Source organism: Staphylococcus sp. AtHG25 (genome assembly GCF_003217445.1).
In the GTDB taxonomy this organism is placed as follows: Bacteria; Bacillota; Bacilli; order Staphylococcales; family Staphylococcaceae; genus Staphylococcus; species Staphylococcus haemolyticus.
In genome coordinates this window covers 68,075-85,689 of sequence record NZ_QJSN01000004.1, presented here as the reverse complement: position 1 = coordinate 85,689, position 17,615 = coordinate 68,075, and the positions used below count along the sequence as shown (strand labels likewise).

Genomic DNA, 17,615 nt, shown 5'->3' with positions numbered 1-17,615 from the left:
TGATAAATACTATAGGAGGTCATTTCATCATGACACAAATCACTTTTAAAAATAATCCAATTCATTTAGCTGGTTCTGAAGTATCAGAAGGGCAACATGCTCCTGACTTTAAAGTATTAGATAACGATTTAAATGAAGTTAGTTTAGAAAATTATAAAGGTCAAAAGAAATTAATCAGCGTTGTACCTTCTATTGATACAGGTGTGTGTGACCAACAAACTCGTAAATTTAATGAAGAAGCGGCGCAAGAAGACGGTGTTGTTTTAACGATTTCTACAGATTTACCATTTGCTCAAAAAAGATGGTGTGCATCAAATGGTTTAGACAACGTTATTACTTTAAGTGACCATAAAGACTTATCATTTGGTCAACAATATGGTGTTGTTATGGAAGAGTTAAGATTATTAGCTCGTTCTGTTTTTGTATTAGATAGCAATGACAAAGTTGTATATAAAGAATTAGTTAGTGAAGGTACTGATTTCCCTAACTTTGATGCTGCATTAGAAGCATATCGCAACATTTAATATCAATTTTTAGAAGATAGATATAACGTAAAAGTGTCCATATTTATTTCAGAAATGCTACTTTAAATTAGCGTTGATTATTATTAAGAAATAAACCGAATGGACACTTTTTTAATGGAGAGGATTAAGTTTATGAGTGAAGAACAAACAATCATGGAAAAGCTTTTCAAAACATTAGATGAAAAAGCTAAAGCTTTAAATGAACAAAATGGTCAAAGTTTTATTGAGAATTTAGGATTAGCGATGGAAGATGTTTATAGTAATAAACGTGAATTATTGGAACAAGCCACATTACAAGATCGTAGAAAAGCATTTCAGTTCGCTTATTTAAGTTTAATGCAAGAAGAAACGATTCAAGCCAATCACCAAATAACACCCGATTCTATTGGTTTAATTCTCGGATTTTTAGTTCAAAAATTTACTGAAAACAACGAAGAATTACATGTTGTAGATATCGCTAGTGGTGCAGGCCATTTAAGTGCATCTGTTAATGAAGTGCTTAAGGATACTACAATTATGCATCATCTTATTGAAGTTGATCCGGTACTTTCAAGAGTTAGTGTACATTTAGCAAATTTCTTGGAGATACCGTTTGATGTTTATCCTCAGGATGCAATTATGCCGTTACCATTAGAAGAAGCGGATATTGTTATTGGTGATTTACCGATAGGATATTATCCTCTAGATGAACGAAGTCATGAAATGCAATTAGGTTTTAAAGAAGGGCATAGCTATTCTCACTATTTACTAATTGAACAAGCAATTACTGCCTTGAAACAATCTGGTTTCGCATTTTTAGTAGTTCCAAGTAATATTTTTGAAGATGACAATGTAAAACAGTTGGAAAATTTCATTGCTACAGAAACAGAAATGCAAGCATTTCTAAATTTACCTAAGACGCTATTTAAGAACGAAAATGCGCGTAAATCAATATTGATTTTACAAAAGAAAAAATCGAATGAGACTAAGCCAGTTGAAGTGTTATTAGCAAATATTCCTGATTTTAAAAATCCTAATCAATTCCAAGGATTTATTGGTGAATTAAATACTTGGATGAAAGACAATCATCCTCAAAAATAAACTGTGATATTCTTGAATTATGGCTGTATTAATGGTTAAATAAATATGGATATTAATTAATAAATTGGAGGACAATAATATATGTCTAGTTTAGTTTTAGCGATTAACGCTGGTAGTTCTTCTTTAAAATTCCAACTAATAAGAATGCCTGAAGAAACTCTAGTAACAAAAGGTTTAATCGAACGTATCGGTATTAAAGATTCAATCTTCACAATTGAAGTGAATGGTGAAAAAATTAAAGATGTTAAAGATATCAAGGATCATGAAGAAGCAATTAACATCATGTTAGACAGTTGCAAACAACATGGCATCATTGATGACATTAATGATATTGCTGGTACAGGACATCGTGTCGTGCACGGTGGTGAGTTATTCCCAACGTCAGCATTAGTTACAGATAAAGTGGAAGAACAAATTGAGTCATTAAGTGAATTAGCACCATTACATAACCCTGCTAACTTAATGGGTATCCGTGCATTCAGAAAATTATTACCAAACATTCCTCATGTAGCAGTGTTTGATACTTCATTCCACCAATCAATGCCAGAACAATCATATTTATATAGCTTACCTTACCAATACTATAAAGATTATGGTATTCGCAAATATGGTTTCCATGGTACAAGTCACAAATATGTATCACAACGTGCTGCTGAAATCATGAATAAACCAATTGAAGAGTTACGTATTATCTCTTGTCATATTGGTAATGGTGCATCAATTGCTGCCATCGATGGTGGTGAATCAATCGATACATCAATGGGATTCACTCCATTAGCGGGTGTTACAATGGGGACACGTTCAGGTAATATCGACCCTGCATTAATTCCTTTCATTATGCAAAAGACTGGTCAAAACGCCGAAGAAGTTCTTAATGTGTTAAACAAAGAATCAGGTTTACTTGGTATTTCAGGTACATCAAGTGACTTACGTGACCTTGAAAGTGATGCAGAAGAAGGTAAAGAACGTGCACAATTAGCACTAGACGTATTTGCTTCAAGAATTCATAAATATATTGGTTCTTATGCTACAAGAATGCATGGCGTGGATGTCATTGTATTTACAGCTGGTGTAGGAGAAAACTCTTCAACAGTTCGTGCTAAAGTATTAGAAGGCTTAGAATTCATGGGCATCTATTGGGATCCTAAGAAAAATGAAGCAATGCGTGGTGAAGAAGGATTTATCAATTACCCACACTCACCAGTTAAAGTTATTGTTATTCCAACAAATGAAGAAGTTATGATTGCTAGAGATACAGTTAAATTTGGCGAATTATAATTTATTAATACTGATAACATGCATTGTAATTAGACAATGTATGTTATCTTTTTTAAATAAAATTGTGACAAATAAATAATGACGATAAAGTCAAAGACCTTATCGCCATATTAAACTCACTTTGTAAATGAATAATTAGATATAACTTTTATGAATATTGTTTTCTAAATTCTGGCGTTGCAACTTCAGGTTGGAAATCTTCAGGGATTTCTTCTGTACGTACTACTAATACATCACATGGTGCGTGACGTACAATTGCTTCAGATACAGAACCGACAATAAATCTTTCAACGGCATTTAAACCTGAAGTACCACACATAATTAAATCTACACCTAATTCACTTGCTAACCTTTTAGGTATAATTGCTTTAGGAGAACCAAATTCTAAACGAGTTTCAACGTTAGTAACTCCAGCACGTGTTGCAACTTCTTGATAACCTTTTAACAATTCTTCAGAGAAACTCCTAGACTTCTCAGTGAATTGTGCATCGTATACTTCATAAGAAGAATACGTTCTTGAATCGATAATGTTCACTATAGTTAATTTAGCGTCATTACGTTTAGCTACGTCTACTGCTTTGTTGAAAGCCCACTCAGCTTCGTGTGAACCATCAACTGCGATTAAAATGTTTTTGTATGTTAACATCTTAATAACCCCCTTAGCTTTTCTTACTTATATATTACCACAAATTTCAGAATTTTTTTGCTCTTTATATTTTAACAATAATGTGTACTTTTTCTGATTGCGCTTTCATTGGTTTAGCGTTACGATAGTGATGGAGGTGGATGGAATGAAAATTGGTATTCCAAAAGAGATAAAAAATAACGAAAACAGAGTTGGTTTGTCACCAAGTGGTGTACATGCATTAGTTGAGCAAGGACATACAGTACTTGTTGAGAAAGATGCTGGTTTAGGTTCATTCTTTGAAGATAAAGATTACAAAGATGCAGGTGCTAACATTGTATCTGAACAGTCATCTGTTTGGGATGTAGAAATGGTTATTAAAGTTAAAGAACCATTGGAAGAAGAGTATAAATATTTCAAAGAAGGACTCATCTTATTTACATACCTACATCTAGCAAATGAAGAAAAATTAACTCAAGCGTTAGTTGAAAATAAAGTCGTAGGTATTGCCTATGAAACGGTTCAATTACCTGACCGTTCATTACCATTATTAACACCAATGAGTGAAGTTGCTGGACGTATGTCTGCTCAAGTTGGCTCACAATTCCTACAAAAATTTAACGGTGGAATGGGTATTTTACTTGGAGGCGTTCCTGGAGTACCAAAAGGTAAAGTATCTATCATCGGTGGCGGTCAAGCTGGTACAAATGCGGCTAAAATCGCACTAGGTTTAGGTGCTAATGTTACAATCTTAGATGTAAACCCTAAACGATTAGCTGAATTAGATGATTTATTTGATGGCCGTGTGAACACAATTATGTCTAACCCATTAAATATTGAAAATGCAGTAAAAGAAAGTGATTTAGTTATTGGTGCCGTATTAATCCCTGGTGCAAAAGCACCTAGCTTGGTAACTGAAGATATGATTAAACAAATGAAAGATGGTTCAGTGATTGTTGATATTGCTATTGACCAAGGTGGTATTTTTGAGACTACAGATAAAATTACGACACACGATGATCCAACATATGTAAAACATGGTGTTGTTCACTATGCAGTTGCGAATATGCCAGGTGCAGTACCTCGTACATCTACAATTGCATTAAATAATGCAACATTACCTTATGCGCAATTATTAGCTAGTAAGGGTTACCGTGAAGCATTTAAAGCTAACCACGCATTATCTTTAGGTTTAAATACGTACAAAGGTTATGTAACTCACAAAGGAGTAGCTGAAGCGTTCGGTTTAGAATATACGTCTGTTGAAGATGCATTAAAAGAAGATTAATAATTGATTTAATATAAAAAATCCAGTTGAGTACATAGTTTTTTACTATTAACTCAACTGGATTTTTAATTTTTATTTATCATAGTTTGTTAGTATTTCATAACCATTTTCAGTTACTAAAATATCATCTTCAATACGTACGCCAGCAACATTAGGTACATATATACCAGGTTCTATCGTAATAACCATCCCTGCTTCAAGTAGGTTTGAATTTGTACTTGAAACATCTTGATATTCATGCTCTTCTAAACCAAGGCCATGTCCTAATCTGTGAGGGAAATAATCACCATATCCAGCATCACTTATAATGTTTCTAGCGATTTTATCAATATCTTGTAAAGGAACGCCCGCTTTAATTGCCTCAATAGCATTGGTTTCTGCTTCTAAAACAATATTATAAATTGTTTGAGCTTCTTCAGAAGGGGTTCCGAATTTTACTGTACGTGTCATATCGCTACAATAATGATTATATATAACCCCTAAATCAAATAATACATATTCATCTTTAACAAGTTTCCTTTCTCCTGGAGTTCCGTGAGGTGATGCTGCGTGATCTCCAAATAATACCATTGTGTCAAAACTCATCTCACTAACACCAAATTTTTTGATTTCATTTTCAATATGATTGACTACTTCCCGTTCTGTTACACCGACTTTAAGGAATTCGGTACCAATTTCGATGCATTTGTCAGCGAGCTTTGCCGCTTCGCGAATATTTTCAATTTCGGATTCATTTTTAATATTACGTAATTCTTTAATTGTTTGATCAATATCTCCATAGTGCTGAACACCAAAGTTTTGAGTTAACTCGCGTTGACGTTTTACTGTTAAGTGTTCGCTTTCAATCAATAACTTATTAAAAGATGAAGGGTCAATTTCAAATGGATTCTCAGTATCTAAGTAACCAATGATTTTTCCTTTAAATGGAGAATTCTTAACTTCTTCAACTTCCATCTTTGGACAATATAAGGTTTGATCTCCATTTGCTGTAATTAATAGTGCAAATAATCTCTCGTGAGGTTCGCTTCTATATCCAGTGAAGTAGAATACATTGAGAGGAGTTGTTATCCATGCAGCGTCAGCTTGTTCATGTTGTAATTGTTTAGTTATTTTTTCGATTTTACTCATTCAATCATCTCCATTAAGTATTTATGTTAATTTTACGTCTAATCAGCTTAGAATTCAAAATTATTTAATACGATAAGCGATTATTTTAGTTTCATGTTATATCTTTTACGGCTAGGGTATAATTATAGTAATCAAGCAATAGGAGGCTATAATTATGAAACTTTCTTTTCATGGGCAATCAACGATTTATTTTGAGGGTAATGGTAAAAAAGTAATTGTAGATCCATTTATTTCCGGTAATGACAAATGTGATTTAGATGAACAAACATTAGATGTAGACTATATTATTTTAACTCATGGTCATGCTGATCACTTTGGCGATGTAGTTGAGTTAGCAAATCGTAATCACGCAACTGTTATAGGTTCTGCTGAATTACAAGGGTATTTAAGTACTTATCACGGTGTAGAAGATGTTCATGGTATGAATATCGGTGGCAAAGCTAAATTTGATTTTGGTAGCGTTAAATATGTTCAAGCTTTCCATAGTTCAAGTTTCACACATGAAGATGGTATCCCTGTTTACTTAGGCATGCCAATGGGACTTATATTAGAAGTTGAAGGTAAAACGATTTATCACATGGGTGATACAGGATTGTTTAGTGATATGAAATTAATTGCTGAAAGACACCCTGTTGATGTATGTTTTGTTCCAATTGGTGATAACTTTACTATGGGTATTGATGATGCAAGTTATGCAATTAATGAATTTGTTAAACCTAAGATTTCGGTTCCAGTTCATTACAATACTTTCCCTTTAATTGAACAAGATCCACAACAATTTAAGGATGCAGTGCATGAAGGTGAAGTACAAATATTAGAACCTGGTGAGTCTGTATCATTTTAATAAATGTAAATATAAATGAAGTAATTGATTAGTTTAATGAAATTAATAAGCACAAAGGTGATTTATACATGAACAATCATCTTTGTGCTTTTATTTTGACGCATCTTTTGAATTTTACTAACTATTTTACAATCAATACAGGGATAGTAGCACGTTTAGCTACTTTGTGACTTACGCTGCCTAATACGAATTTTTTCTGAGATTCAGCTTTACGGTTACTTAAAACGACGATTTCATATTTACCACTATTAGCGTGTTTCACTAATTCGTCCTTAGGGTTACCACGCACAATGATTTGATCATAATCAATTCCGTAGTCTTCTAGAGTAGTTCGTGTTTTTTCTAGCAAATGACTACGTTTTTCAGTTAATTCATTAATATGCGTACCAGCTTTAATTGATGCTTGTGCGTCCTGTTCACCAATCGCATTTAAAATAGTTACTACGGTATCTGGACCTGCTAATTTTGATACTTCCTTCAACGCTTTCTCATTTTTTAATTGAGTATCTACACCTAATAAAATATTTTTATACATAGGTCATCCCTCCTCATAAACAATTATATATAAAATATTTTAATTTTACCAATGTATATAATTAAAATAATTAAAGATTTAATTAACATAACTTGATTTATTAATTAATAAAAAATCAAACTGATGAAGCGTTTTTAAAACTAATTAATTTACATTTTCTAAATCGATTTTTTATAATTAAAAAGTTATAATAAATAAAACACTGTACATTATAAAGAGGTATTATCAATGACTAAACATGAACAAATCATAGCATACATAGAATCGTTAAATGTTGGCCAAAAAATTTCTGTTAGGAAAGTTGCCAAAGTAATGAAAGTATCTGAGGGGACGGCATATAGAGCTATAAAAGATGCCGGACAACTTGGATTAGTAACTACCATTGATAGAGTAGGTACAGTACGTATTGATAAAAAGAATCGCGAGGAGATTGAGAACCTTACATTTAAAGAAATTTTAAAAATCATTGATGGAGATATCATTGGTGGCAAAAATGGATTAACAAAAAGTGTTTCAAAATTTGCGATAGGTGCAATGGAACTAAAAGATGTGGTTAAATATTTAAGTCATCATACATTGTTAATCGTAGGTAATAGGCCTGATGTTCAGTTAGAAGCGCTAAAAAGAGGTAGTGGCGTACTTATTACTGGAGGTTTTAAAACAACACAAAAAATTATAGATTATGCTAATAATCATGAGTTACCAATTCTGTCTTCAAATTATGATACATTTCTTGTAGCCAATATTATTAATAGAGCAATGTATAATCAAATGATTAGAAAAGAAATTTTAATAGTTGAAGATATAGTGAAACCAATTAATGATATGACGGTTATTTTTGATGAAATGGGTATTGAAGATTATAAATCACGTGCCAAAGTTACAGGTCATTCAAGGTTTCCAGTCGTAGATAAAGATTGGCGATTAGTTGGAATCGTTACGAGTAAGGAAGTCATTCAAATGAATTCGGATGATATCATTGCTAAAGTAATGACGAAACGTCCTATCAATGTTGAATTAAATACAACGGTAGCGAGTTGTGCTCACATTATGATTTGGGAAGGAATTGAGATATTACCCGTAACTCAGAATAAAAGAGCAATAGGTGTAATAACGAGAGATGACGTATTAAAAGCGATGCAACTTATTGTCAGACAACCTCAAATAGGTGAGACGATTAATGATCAAATAGCGAAACATATTACGATTTCACAAAGTGATATTTCGGTTGAGGTTTCTCCGTTATTAACCAATCAATATGGCACATTAAGTAAGGCTGTATTAGTCGCTATTATTGAAGAAACAATAAAGCATGAATTGCGAAAATATAAAAAGGTAGATGTTATGATTGAAAGTTTAAATATCATCTATATTAAAACTGTGCCAATTGAAGCATCAATTAGAGTTCAATATGACATGCTCGATGTTGGAAGGAACTTTGCTAAATTGGAAGTCGCGATGGTAAGTGGTAATGAAAAAGTCGCAAATGCAATGATAATTTGTCAGATGTTTGAGGATATGCAAAGTATTTAATTTTAAAGTAATAAATCTAATTTAAGGAGATTTAACAATGGTAGAAATTTTTAATGAAATCATGCAAAGAGTTAAAGAGGCAGAAACAATTATTATTCATAGACATGTGAGACCTGATCCAGATGCTTATGGCTCACAGCTTGGATTAAAGTTATATCTTGAACGAAAATTCCCTAAAAAAAATGTCTATGCTGCAGGTGAAGCTGAACCATCATTATCATTTATAGGAGACTTAGATGAAATTGATGACAGTGTATATGGTGATGCACTTGTAATTGTATGTGATACTGCAAATGCACCACGTATTGATGATCAAAGATATCTAAATGGACAGTCATTAATTAAAATAGATCATCATCCTGCTACTGATCAATACGGTGATGTAAATTTTGTTAATACTGAAGCATCTTCTACAAGTGAAATTATATTTGATTTCATCGTACATTTTAATGATCTAAGTATAATTGATGAACATGTAGCTCGAGTATTGTACCTAGGTATTGTTGGAGACACAGGGCGATTCTTATTTAGTAATACATCACCCCATACAATGGAAGTTGCTGGTCAATTATTGGCATATCCATTCAATCATAATGCTGAATTAAATAAAATGTCCGAAAAAGATCCTAAGTTAATGCCTTTCCAAGGATATATTTTACAAAATTTTGAACTATCAGATTCACATGAATATTGTCAAATTAAAATAACTAATGATGTTTTAAAGCAGTTTGACATTCAGCCTAATGAAGCTTCTCAATTTGTAAATACAGTTGCGGATATTAGCGGTTTAAAAATATGGGTGTTTGGTGTAGATGAGGGAGATCAAATTAGATGTCGTATTCGATCTAAAGGGATCACTATTAATGATGTCGCTAATCAATTTGGTGGGGGAGGCCACCCAAATGCATCAGGTGTGTCAGTCTATAGTTGGGATGAATTTGAAGAATTAGCACAAGCTTTACGTCAGAAATTATAAATTTAAGAAAGGAAGTCATTCATGGTTGCTCATTTAAATCTTCATACAGCATATGATTTATTAAATTCTAGTTTGAGAATCGATGATGTAGTTAAAAAAGCACAACATAATCATTATGATACATTAGCGATTACAGATACTAATGTCTTATATGGCTTCCCTAAATTTTATGATGCTTGTATTAAAGCCAATATTAAACCAATTTTTGGAATGACAGTTAACGTTACGGATGGTTTGTATACAATTGAGACTGTGGTTTTAGCTATAAATAATGATGGCTTAAGATCACTATTTCAACTCTCTTCTGCAATTAAAATGAAGCAAAAAGACGTTATATCAGTTGAGTGGTTAAAAAAGTATTCAACAAATATTGCAATCATATTTAAGCAAGCAAATCAATCTCATTATTCTATAGTTGAACAATTTCAAAACCATCAAAATATATTTATAAATCATTCAAGCAACTTAGCATTTTATAATAATATAAAAGTAGTTTGGTTTGAAAATGCACGATACTTAAATCAAGAAGATGTTGAGACGATTCCAGCACTTGAAGCAATTAAAAATAATACTAAGATAGATTTGGTTAATGATACTGAAGATATTGGGGAACATTTTCCTAATCAAAATGAATTAGAAACATTAAATATAGACAGAGACGTATGGAATAATACACTTGAACTAGCTAGTTTATGTAGTGCAAGCTTAGAATATCATCAAAATTTACTACCTAAATTCGATGCACCATCAGGTAGTTCCTCAAAAGAGTATTTATGGTCACAACTCCAATCAAGTTTAAAGAAGATGAAATTAAATCATAATGAACGCTATACAAAAAGATTAGAACATGAATATCGTGTTATAACTGAAATGGGCTTTGAAGACTATTTTTTAATTGTAAGTGATTTAATTCATTACGCTAAAACACATGATGTTATGGTTGGTCCTGGGCGGGGATCCTCAGCTGGTTCATTAGTTAGCTTCCTACTCGGCATTACTACAATAGATCCAATTAGATTTAATCTATTATTTGAACGTTTTTTAAATCCTGAACGTGTAACAATGCCAGATATAGATATTGATTTTGAAGACACGCGTAGGGAAAGAGTCATTCAATACGTTCAAGACAAATATGGAAAACATCGTGTTTCGGGTATTGTCACATTCGGACATTTATTGGCTAGGGCCGTTGCAAGAGATGTTGGTCGCATAATTGGATTTGATGATAAAACTTTAAATGAAATTTCTAAGTTAATACCTCATCAACTTGGTATAACTTTAGATAAGGCATATGAGGATGAGCAATTTAAGCAATTTGTACATAGAAATCATCGACATGAAAAGTGGTTTGAATTAAGTAAGAAATTAGAAGGCTTACCTAGACATACTTCAACACATGCAGCAGGTATTATTATTAACGATCAACCTCTATATAATTATGCACCACTAACATTGGGCGATACTGGTTTATTGACGCAATGGACGATGACAGAAGCAGAGCGAATTGGTCTACTTAAGATTGACTTTTTGGGGTTAAGAAATTTATCTATCATACATCAAATTATCACTCAAGTAAAAAAAGATTTAAATATTACTATAGAGATTGAAGAGATACCGTTTAATGATGTAGAGGTATTTAAGTTATTATCTAGGGGAGATACAACTGGAATCTTCCAACTTGAATCCGAAGGTGTAAGAAAAGTATTAAAACGACTTCAGCCTGAACATTTTGAAGATATCGTTGCGGTTACGTCTTTATATAGACCAGGACCTATGGAAGAAATTCCAACTTATATTTCACGAAGACATAACGAAAGTGAAATTAAATACTTACATCCTGATTTAGAACCCATACTTAAAAATACGTATGGTGTAATAATCTATCAAGAACAAATTATGCAAATCGCTAGTCAATTTGCTAGCTTTAATTATGGACAAGCAGATATTCTACGTCGTGCCATGAGTAAAAAGAATAGAGCAGTTTTAGAAAGTGAAAGACAACATTTTGTCGAAGGTGCGATAAAAAATAAATATGATGAGAAGATAAGTAAACAAATATTTGATTTAATTCTAAAGTTTGCTGATTATGGATTTCCTAGAGCACATGCGGTAAGTTATTCAAAAATTGCATATATCATGGCATATTTGAAGGTTCACTATCCTAATTATTTTTATGCTAATATTTTAAGTAATGTCGTTGGTAATGAATCTAAAACAGCGGCCATAATTGATGAAGCTAAAAATCAAAAATTGAAAATTTTGCCTCCTAATATTAATGAAAGCCATTGGTATTATAGAGCAACTAAATCAAATATTTATCTATCCTTAGGTGCTATTAAAGGGGTTGGTTATCAGAGCGTTAAATCAATTGTTGATGAAAGGTATCAAAATGGTAAGTATAAAGATTTCTTTGATTTTACTAGACGAATACCAAATCGCGTAAAGACTAGAAAATTACTTGAATCATTAATATTGGTAGGCGCTTTTGATACTTTTGGAAAAACACGTTCAACTTTATTAAGTTCTATTGATCAAGTTTTAGATGAAGTATCAAATGTAGAACAAAACGATTTATTAATGAATATTTTGACACCTAAACAATCTTACACTGATAAAGATGAATTTAGTGATCAAATGATTAGTAGTTATGAAATGGAATACTTGGGATTTTATGTTTCTAATCATCCAGTCGAAAAGCAATTTAATAAAAAGCAATATTTAGGTATTTATACACTAAGTAATGTTGTAAATCACAAACCTATTTTGGTTCAAGTAGATCAAATCAAACAAATAAGGACCAAGAATGGTCAAAATATGGCATTTTTAGTTCTAAATGATGGGCGACATACGATGGATGCAGTTTTATTTCCAGATAAATTCAAACGATATGAAACTCAATTAAATGAGAGAGAAATGTATATTGTTTGGGGGAAATTTGAAAAGAGAAAACAACAATTGCAGCTCATTTTAAATCAAATGGATTCAGTTGACCATTTTGAAGTAACTAAAATGAATGGGGCATCTCAAATTATTTTAAGAAACATTCATAACTTAGATGAAATTAAACAAATTCTTAGTGATCATAAAAACAACCATATGATTAAAGTGAATATATATAATGAACAAACTGGAGAACTTGATTATTTGGGTAGTATGGATAAAACATCGAATGAAATTAAAAACTTTGTTGAGGCTTTTGATCCAAAAGATATAAGAATTTTATAACTTTTATGTATAAAAAAATTATGATATAGTAAACTGATGATTTATAAAATAAAGTCATCAGTTTATTTTATCTTAAAAAATTTTAAATGCAGAGAATATATATTCATTATACTGATGAGCTTTCGATATTTTAGTAAATAAACAGGGGTTGATTTAATGTCTTTAAGAGATGATGCATTACAAATGCATAAAGAAAATCAAGGTAAGTTGGAAATTACACCTAATATCAAAGTTACTAATAAAGAAGAATTAAGTTTAGCCTATTCACCAGGCGTAGCAGAACCGTGTAAAGAAATACATGAAGATCCAAGAACTGTATATGATTACACGATTAAAAAAAACACTGTGGCTGTTGTTACTGATGGCACTGCAGTTTTAGGTTTAGGTAATATAGGTGCCTCAGCTAGTATTCCTGTTATGGAAGGTAAAGCTGTTCTTTTTAAAAGTTTTGCAGGTATAAACGGTGTACCTATCGCTTTAGATACTAAAGATACAGAAGAAATTATTAGAACAGTTAAATTAATTTCACCTAATTATGGAGGAATTAATCTAGAAGATATTTCAGCACCAAGATGTTTTGAAATAGAAGATCGTCTTAAAAAAGAAACTAATATTCCAGTTTTCCATGATGATCAACATGGTACAGCGATTGTTACTATGGCTGGTTTAATCAATGCACTAAGAATTGTTGATAAAGATTTATCTGATATTAAAGTTGTGTTAAATGGTGCAGGGGCAGCAGGTATTGCAATTGTTAAATTATTAGATTCTTACGGTGTCAGAAATATGATAATGTGCGATTCAAGAGGTGCTATTTTTGAAGGTCGACCTTATGGTATGAATGACACTAAGGATTATGTAGCTAAATTCACAAACAAAGACAAAATTGAAGGTTCATTACAAGATGTAATTAAAGGTGCTGATGTATTTATAGGTGTTTCAGTTGCTAACTTACTATCAAAAGACATGGTTAAATCAATGGCGGATGATGCAATCATCTTTGCAATGGCTAACCCAGATCCAGAAATCAAGCCCAATGATGCTAAAGAAGCAGGAGCTAAAGTTGTAGGAACAGGTCGTTCAGATTTTCCGAACCAAATTAATAATGTACTTGCGTTCCCAGGTATTTTTAGAGGTGCATTAGACACTGAATCAACACATATAAATGAAGATATGAAGAAAGCGGCAGTTGAAGCGATTGCTAATCTTATAGATGAAGATGAGTTGAATCCGGATTATTGTATTCCTGGTCCTTTCGATAAAAGGGTAGCTCCTTCAGTTGCACGTGAAGTTGCAGAAGCAGCAATGGAAACTGGCGTGGCAAGAATTGAAGTGAATCCTCAAAAAGTTTATGATAAAACAATGCAATTAACAGACTTGAAATAACCTAGAATTGCAACAATTTTAATAAAAAACAAAGACATGTATTATTTCTAACTCATACTTTATGTTCGATCATATATTAAATTGATATGTAATAAATTAAGGTTGTATGGTTAGGTGGAGGTTTACGAATGTTTAAAGACTTTTTTAATCGTAGTAGTAAAAAGCGAAAATATTTAACAGTTCAAGATTCAAAACAAAATGAAGTACCAGCAGGTATTATGACTAAATGTCCAAAATGCAAAAAAATAATGTATACAAAAGAATTAAATGAGAATTTAAATGTATGTTTTAATTGTGATCACCATATTGCATTACCTGCATATAAGAGAATTGAAGCAATCACTGATGAAAATAGTTTCGTTGAATTTGATAAAGGAATGACATCAGCAAATCCTTTAGACTTTCCTGGCTATCAAGAAAAAATTGAAAAAGACCAACAAAAAACTGATTTAAGCGAAGCGGTTGTAACCGGTACTGCCAAACTAGATGGTGTTCAATTTGGTGTAGCTGTTATGGATGCTAGATTTAGAATGGGAAGTATGGGTTCAGTTGTTGGTGAGAAAATATGTCGAATTATTGATTATGCAACAGAACATAGACTACCATTCATATTATTTTCTGCAAGTGGTGGTGCTAGGATGCAAGAGGGTATTATTTCATTGATGCAAATGGGTAAAACGAGTGTTTCACTGAAACGTCACTCAGATGCCGGATTATTATATATTTCTTATCTTACGCATCCAACAACTGGTGGTGTTTCTGCTAGTTTTGCATCTGTTGGGGATATCAATTTAAGTGAACCAAAAGCCTTAATTGGATTTGCTGGTCGACGTGTTATTGAGCAAACTATTAATGAGAAACTTCCAGATGATTTCCAAACTGCAGAGTTTCTTCTTGAGCATGGTCAACTTGATAAAGTTGTTCACCGTAAAGAGATGAAAGAAACACTTGCTCAATTATTAAAATTGCACCAAGAGGTGAATAAAGATGCTTGATTTTGAAAAACCACTTTTTGAAATAAAAAATAAAATTGAATCTCTTAAGCAATCTCAAGGAAAAAATGATGTAGATTTACAAGATGAAATTGATTTACTTGAAGCATCACTTGAAAGAGAAACCAAAAAAATATATACCAATCTTAAGCCTTGGGATAGAGTGCAAATTGCTCGTCTCCAAGAACGACCTACGACTTTAGACTATATTCCATATATCTTCGATTCATTTATTGAATTACATGGAGATCGTAATTTTAGAGATGACCCTGCAATGATTGGTGGAATTGGGTATTTAAACGGTACCCCTGTTACAGTTATAGGCCAACAAAGAGGTAAAGATACTAAGGATAATATATATCGAAACTTTGGTATGGCGCATCCTGAAGGTTATCGTAAAGCATTGAGATTAATGAAACAAGCTGAGAAATTTAATAGACCTATTTTTACTTTCATTGATACTAAAGGTGCTTATCCAGGTAAAGCTGCTGAAGAACGCGGACAAAGTGAATCTATTGCTAGAAACTTAGTTGAGATGGCATCTCTAACAGTGCCAGTGATAGCTATCGTTATCGGCGAAGGTGGTAGTGGTGGTGCACTAGGAATTGGTATAGCCAATCGAATTATGATGCTTGAAAACAGTACGTATTCTGTTATTTCCCCAGAGGGAGCAGCGGCACTGTTATGGAAAGATAGCTCATTAGCAAAAATGGCTGCCGAAACTATGAAAATTACTGCAAAAGATTTACATCATTTAAACGTTATTGATAGTGTGATTGACGAACCTTTAGGTGGTGCACACAATAATACAGAACAACAAGCTATTGATATTAAGCAAGCATTCGTAAATCATTTAGAACAACTTCAACAACAAAGTGCTGATGAATTAGTTGAAGATAGATTTAATAAGTTTAGAAATATCGGTGCTTTTATTGAAAAATAGCTGGGCTGGTACATATACAAATTAATATTTAAAACTACTTTGAAAAACACAGTTGCAAATTAAGTTATGAAGGAACCTTTATTATATTTTTCTAGCTGTAGTTTTCCTTATAAGGGTGAAACAATTGATTCTTGGTGAATATTGTTCACCCCTTTTTTATTTCGAAAGGAAAAATTGTTTATAAAACGTTTACATGTATTTTGTGAACCTATATTGATGGAACACTAAAAAAAATTGTGGTAATTTATTATTAAAGAGAAATCTAGTTAGGAAAGGGAATGTCGTCATGAAAAAAATTGCGGTTTTAACTAGTGGTGGAGATTCACCAGGCATGAATGCTGCTGTTAGAGCAGTTGTGCGTAAGGCGATTTATAACAACATTGAAGTTTATGGAATTTATCAAGGTTATCAAGGATTACTTGATGACAATATTCATAAACTTGAATTGGGTTCAGTAGGGGATACAATTCAACGTGGAGGAACTTTCCTTTACTCTGCAAGATGTCCACAATTCAAAGAGGCAAGTGTAAGACAAAAAGGTATAGAGAATTTACACAAACGTGGTATTGAGGGACTAGTAGTAGTTGGGGGAGATGGCAGTTACAGAGGTGCCCAACGTATTAGTGAAGAGACGAAAGATATTAAAACAATAGGAATTCCAGGTACTATTGATAATGATATTAATGGTACTGACTTCACTATTGGGTTTGACACAGCGTTGAACACAATTATTGATAGTGTAGACAAGATTAGAGACACTGCTTCAAGTCATGCTAGAACTTTTATTGTAGAAGTTATGGGACGTGATTGTGGTGATTTAGCATTATGGGCTGGCTTATCAGTCGGTGCTGAAACAATATTAGTTCCTGAAGTCAATACAGATATTAAAGATATTGCCGAAAAAATAGAAAAAGGTATCAAACGAGGTAAAAAACACTCAATCGTCATGGTAGCTGAGGGCAGTATGAGTGGCCAAGAATGCGCGGATCAATTAATGAAATATATTAATGTTGATGCACGTGTGTCTGTACTGGGCCATATCCAACGTGGTGGTAGCCCATCAGGTGTTGACAGAGTATTAGCTTCACGCTTAGGTGGTTACGCCGTTGATTTATTAATACAAGGTCGTTCTGGACATGGAGTAGGTATTATGAATAACAAATTGACTGCCACACCATTTGATGAAATTTTCAATGGTAACGACCATAAATTCAATACTGATATTTATGAATTAACGAAAGAGTTATCTATTTAATTT

The 17,615-nt window shown here is 32.5% G+C and carries 15 protein-coding genes; 12 read left to right on the top strand and 3 right to left on the bottom strand.

Annotated elements, in window-relative coordinates; genetic code table 11:
• The first annotated feature begins 29 nt into the window (after window positions 1-29).
• From tpx to BDW31_RS04560, 3 genes are all read left to right on the top strand, one after another.
• On the top strand, window positions 30-524 hold the full coding sequence (tpx, locus tag BDW31_RS04570; protein ID WP_110709225.1) for a thiol peroxidase: 495 nt from the start codon (window positions 30-32) through the stop codon (window positions 522-524).
• 132 nt (window positions 525-656) lie between these two features.
• Window positions 657-1,604 (top strand): class I SAM-dependent methyltransferase, encoded by a 948-nt coding sequence (locus tag BDW31_RS04565; protein ID WP_037536841.1) that lies wholly within the window; start codon window positions 657-659, stop codon window positions 1,602-1,604.
• Window positions 1,605-1,685: 81 nt separating this feature from the next.
• Window positions 1,686-2,882, top strand: a complete 1,197-nt coding sequence (locus BDW31_RS04560) for an acetate kinase (RefSeq protein WP_053024766.1) — start codon at window positions 1,686-1,688, stop codon at window positions 2,880-2,882.
• A 148-nt stretch (window positions 2,883-3,030) separates the two neighbouring features.
• On the opposite strand, the gene BDW31_RS04555 is transcribed toward BDW31_RS04560, so the two are convergent.
• The gene (locus tag BDW31_RS04555) at window positions 3,031-3,528 is read right to left on the bottom strand and encodes a universal stress protein (RefSeq protein ID WP_037551041.1); all 498 of its coding nucleotides are present in this window, start codon (window positions 3,526-3,528) and stop codon (window positions 3,031-3,033) included.
• Window positions 3,529-3,673: 145 nt separating this feature from the next.
• Here BDW31_RS04555 and ald point away from each other — a divergent pair, with 145 nt between their 5' ends.
• Entirely contained in the window at window positions 3,674-4,795 is a 1,122-nt protein-coding gene (ald, locus tag BDW31_RS04550; RefSeq protein WP_037551040.1) for an alanine dehydrogenase, read from the top strand.
• 72 nt (window positions 4,796-4,867) lie between these two features.
• Here ald and BDW31_RS04545 read toward each other — a convergent pair whose 3' ends face one another.
• On the bottom strand, window positions 4,868-5,923 hold the full coding sequence (locus BDW31_RS04545) for a M24 family metallopeptidase (RefSeq protein WP_053024765.1): 1,056 nt from the start codon (window positions 5,921-5,923) through the stop codon (window positions 4,868-4,870).
• 154 nt (window positions 5,924-6,077) lie between these two features.
• Here BDW31_RS04545 and BDW31_RS04540 point away from each other — a divergent pair, with 154 nt between their 5' ends.
• A complete protein-coding gene (locus BDW31_RS04540; RefSeq protein WP_011275517.1) occupies window positions 6,078-6,767 on the top strand; it encodes a metal-dependent hydrolase in 690 nt (229 codons plus the stop codon).
• Between the two features lie 121 nt (window positions 6,768-6,888).
• Here the strand turns inward: BDW31_RS04540 and BDW31_RS04535 are convergent, their stop codons facing one another.
• Entirely contained in the window at window positions 6,889-7,302 is a 414-nt protein-coding gene (locus BDW31_RS04535; RefSeq protein WP_037551038.1) for a universal stress protein, read from the bottom strand.
• 228 nt (window positions 7,303-7,530) lie between these two features.
• Between BDW31_RS04535 and BDW31_RS04530 the strand changes: the two genes are divergently transcribed.
• The 7 genes from BDW31_RS04530 to pfkA all read left to right on the top strand — a co-directional run bounded on the left by BDW31_RS04530 (window position 7,531) and on the right by pfkA (window position 17,612).
• Window positions 7,531-8,835 carry a DRTGG domain-containing protein gene (locus tag BDW31_RS04530; protein ID WP_110709223.1) on the top strand — a complete coding sequence of 435 codons (1,305 nt, stop codon included), beginning with the start codon at window positions 7,531-7,533 and terminating at the stop codon, window positions 8,833-8,835.
• Window positions 8,836-8,872: 37 nt separating this feature from the next.
• Window positions 8,873-9,811 carry a DHH family phosphoesterase gene (locus BDW31_RS04525; RefSeq protein ID WP_053024763.1) on the top strand — a complete coding sequence of 313 codons (939 nt, stop codon included), beginning with the start codon at window positions 8,873-8,875 and terminating at the stop codon, window positions 9,809-9,811.
• Window positions 9,812-9,832: 21 nt separating this feature from the next.
• On the top strand, window positions 9,833-13,036 hold the full coding sequence (locus BDW31_RS04520) for a DNA polymerase III subunit alpha (protein WP_053024762.1): 3,204 nt from the start codon (window positions 9,833-9,835) through the stop codon (window positions 13,034-13,036).
• Between the two features lie 156 nt (window positions 13,037-13,192).
• On the top strand, window positions 13,193-14,422 hold the full coding sequence (gene ystJ / locus BDW31_RS04515) for an NADP-dependent malic enzyme (RefSeq protein WP_053024761.1): 1,230 nt from the start codon (window positions 13,193-13,195) through the stop codon (window positions 14,420-14,422).
• 128 nt (window positions 14,423-14,550) lie between these two features.
• The gene (accD, locus tag BDW31_RS04510) at window positions 14,551-15,417 is read left to right on the top strand and encodes an acetyl-CoA carboxylase, carboxyltransferase subunit beta (RefSeq protein WP_037551033.1); all 867 of its coding nucleotides are present in this window, start codon (window positions 14,551-14,553) and stop codon (window positions 15,415-15,417) included.
• Window positions 15,410-16,357 (top strand): acetyl-CoA carboxylase carboxyltransferase subunit alpha, encoded by a 948-nt coding sequence (locus BDW31_RS04505; RefSeq protein ID WP_110709222.1) that lies wholly within the window; start codon window positions 15,410-15,412, stop codon window positions 16,355-16,357. The genes accD and BDW31_RS04505 overlap by 8 nt, the downstream gene beginning before the upstream one ends.
• A gap of 286 nt (window positions 16,358-16,643) precedes the next feature.
• Entirely contained in the window at window positions 16,644-17,612 is a 969-nt protein-coding gene (pfkA, locus tag BDW31_RS04500) for a 6-phosphofructokinase (protein ID WP_037551031.1), read from the top strand.
• Window positions 17,613-17,615: the final 3 nt, after the last annotated feature.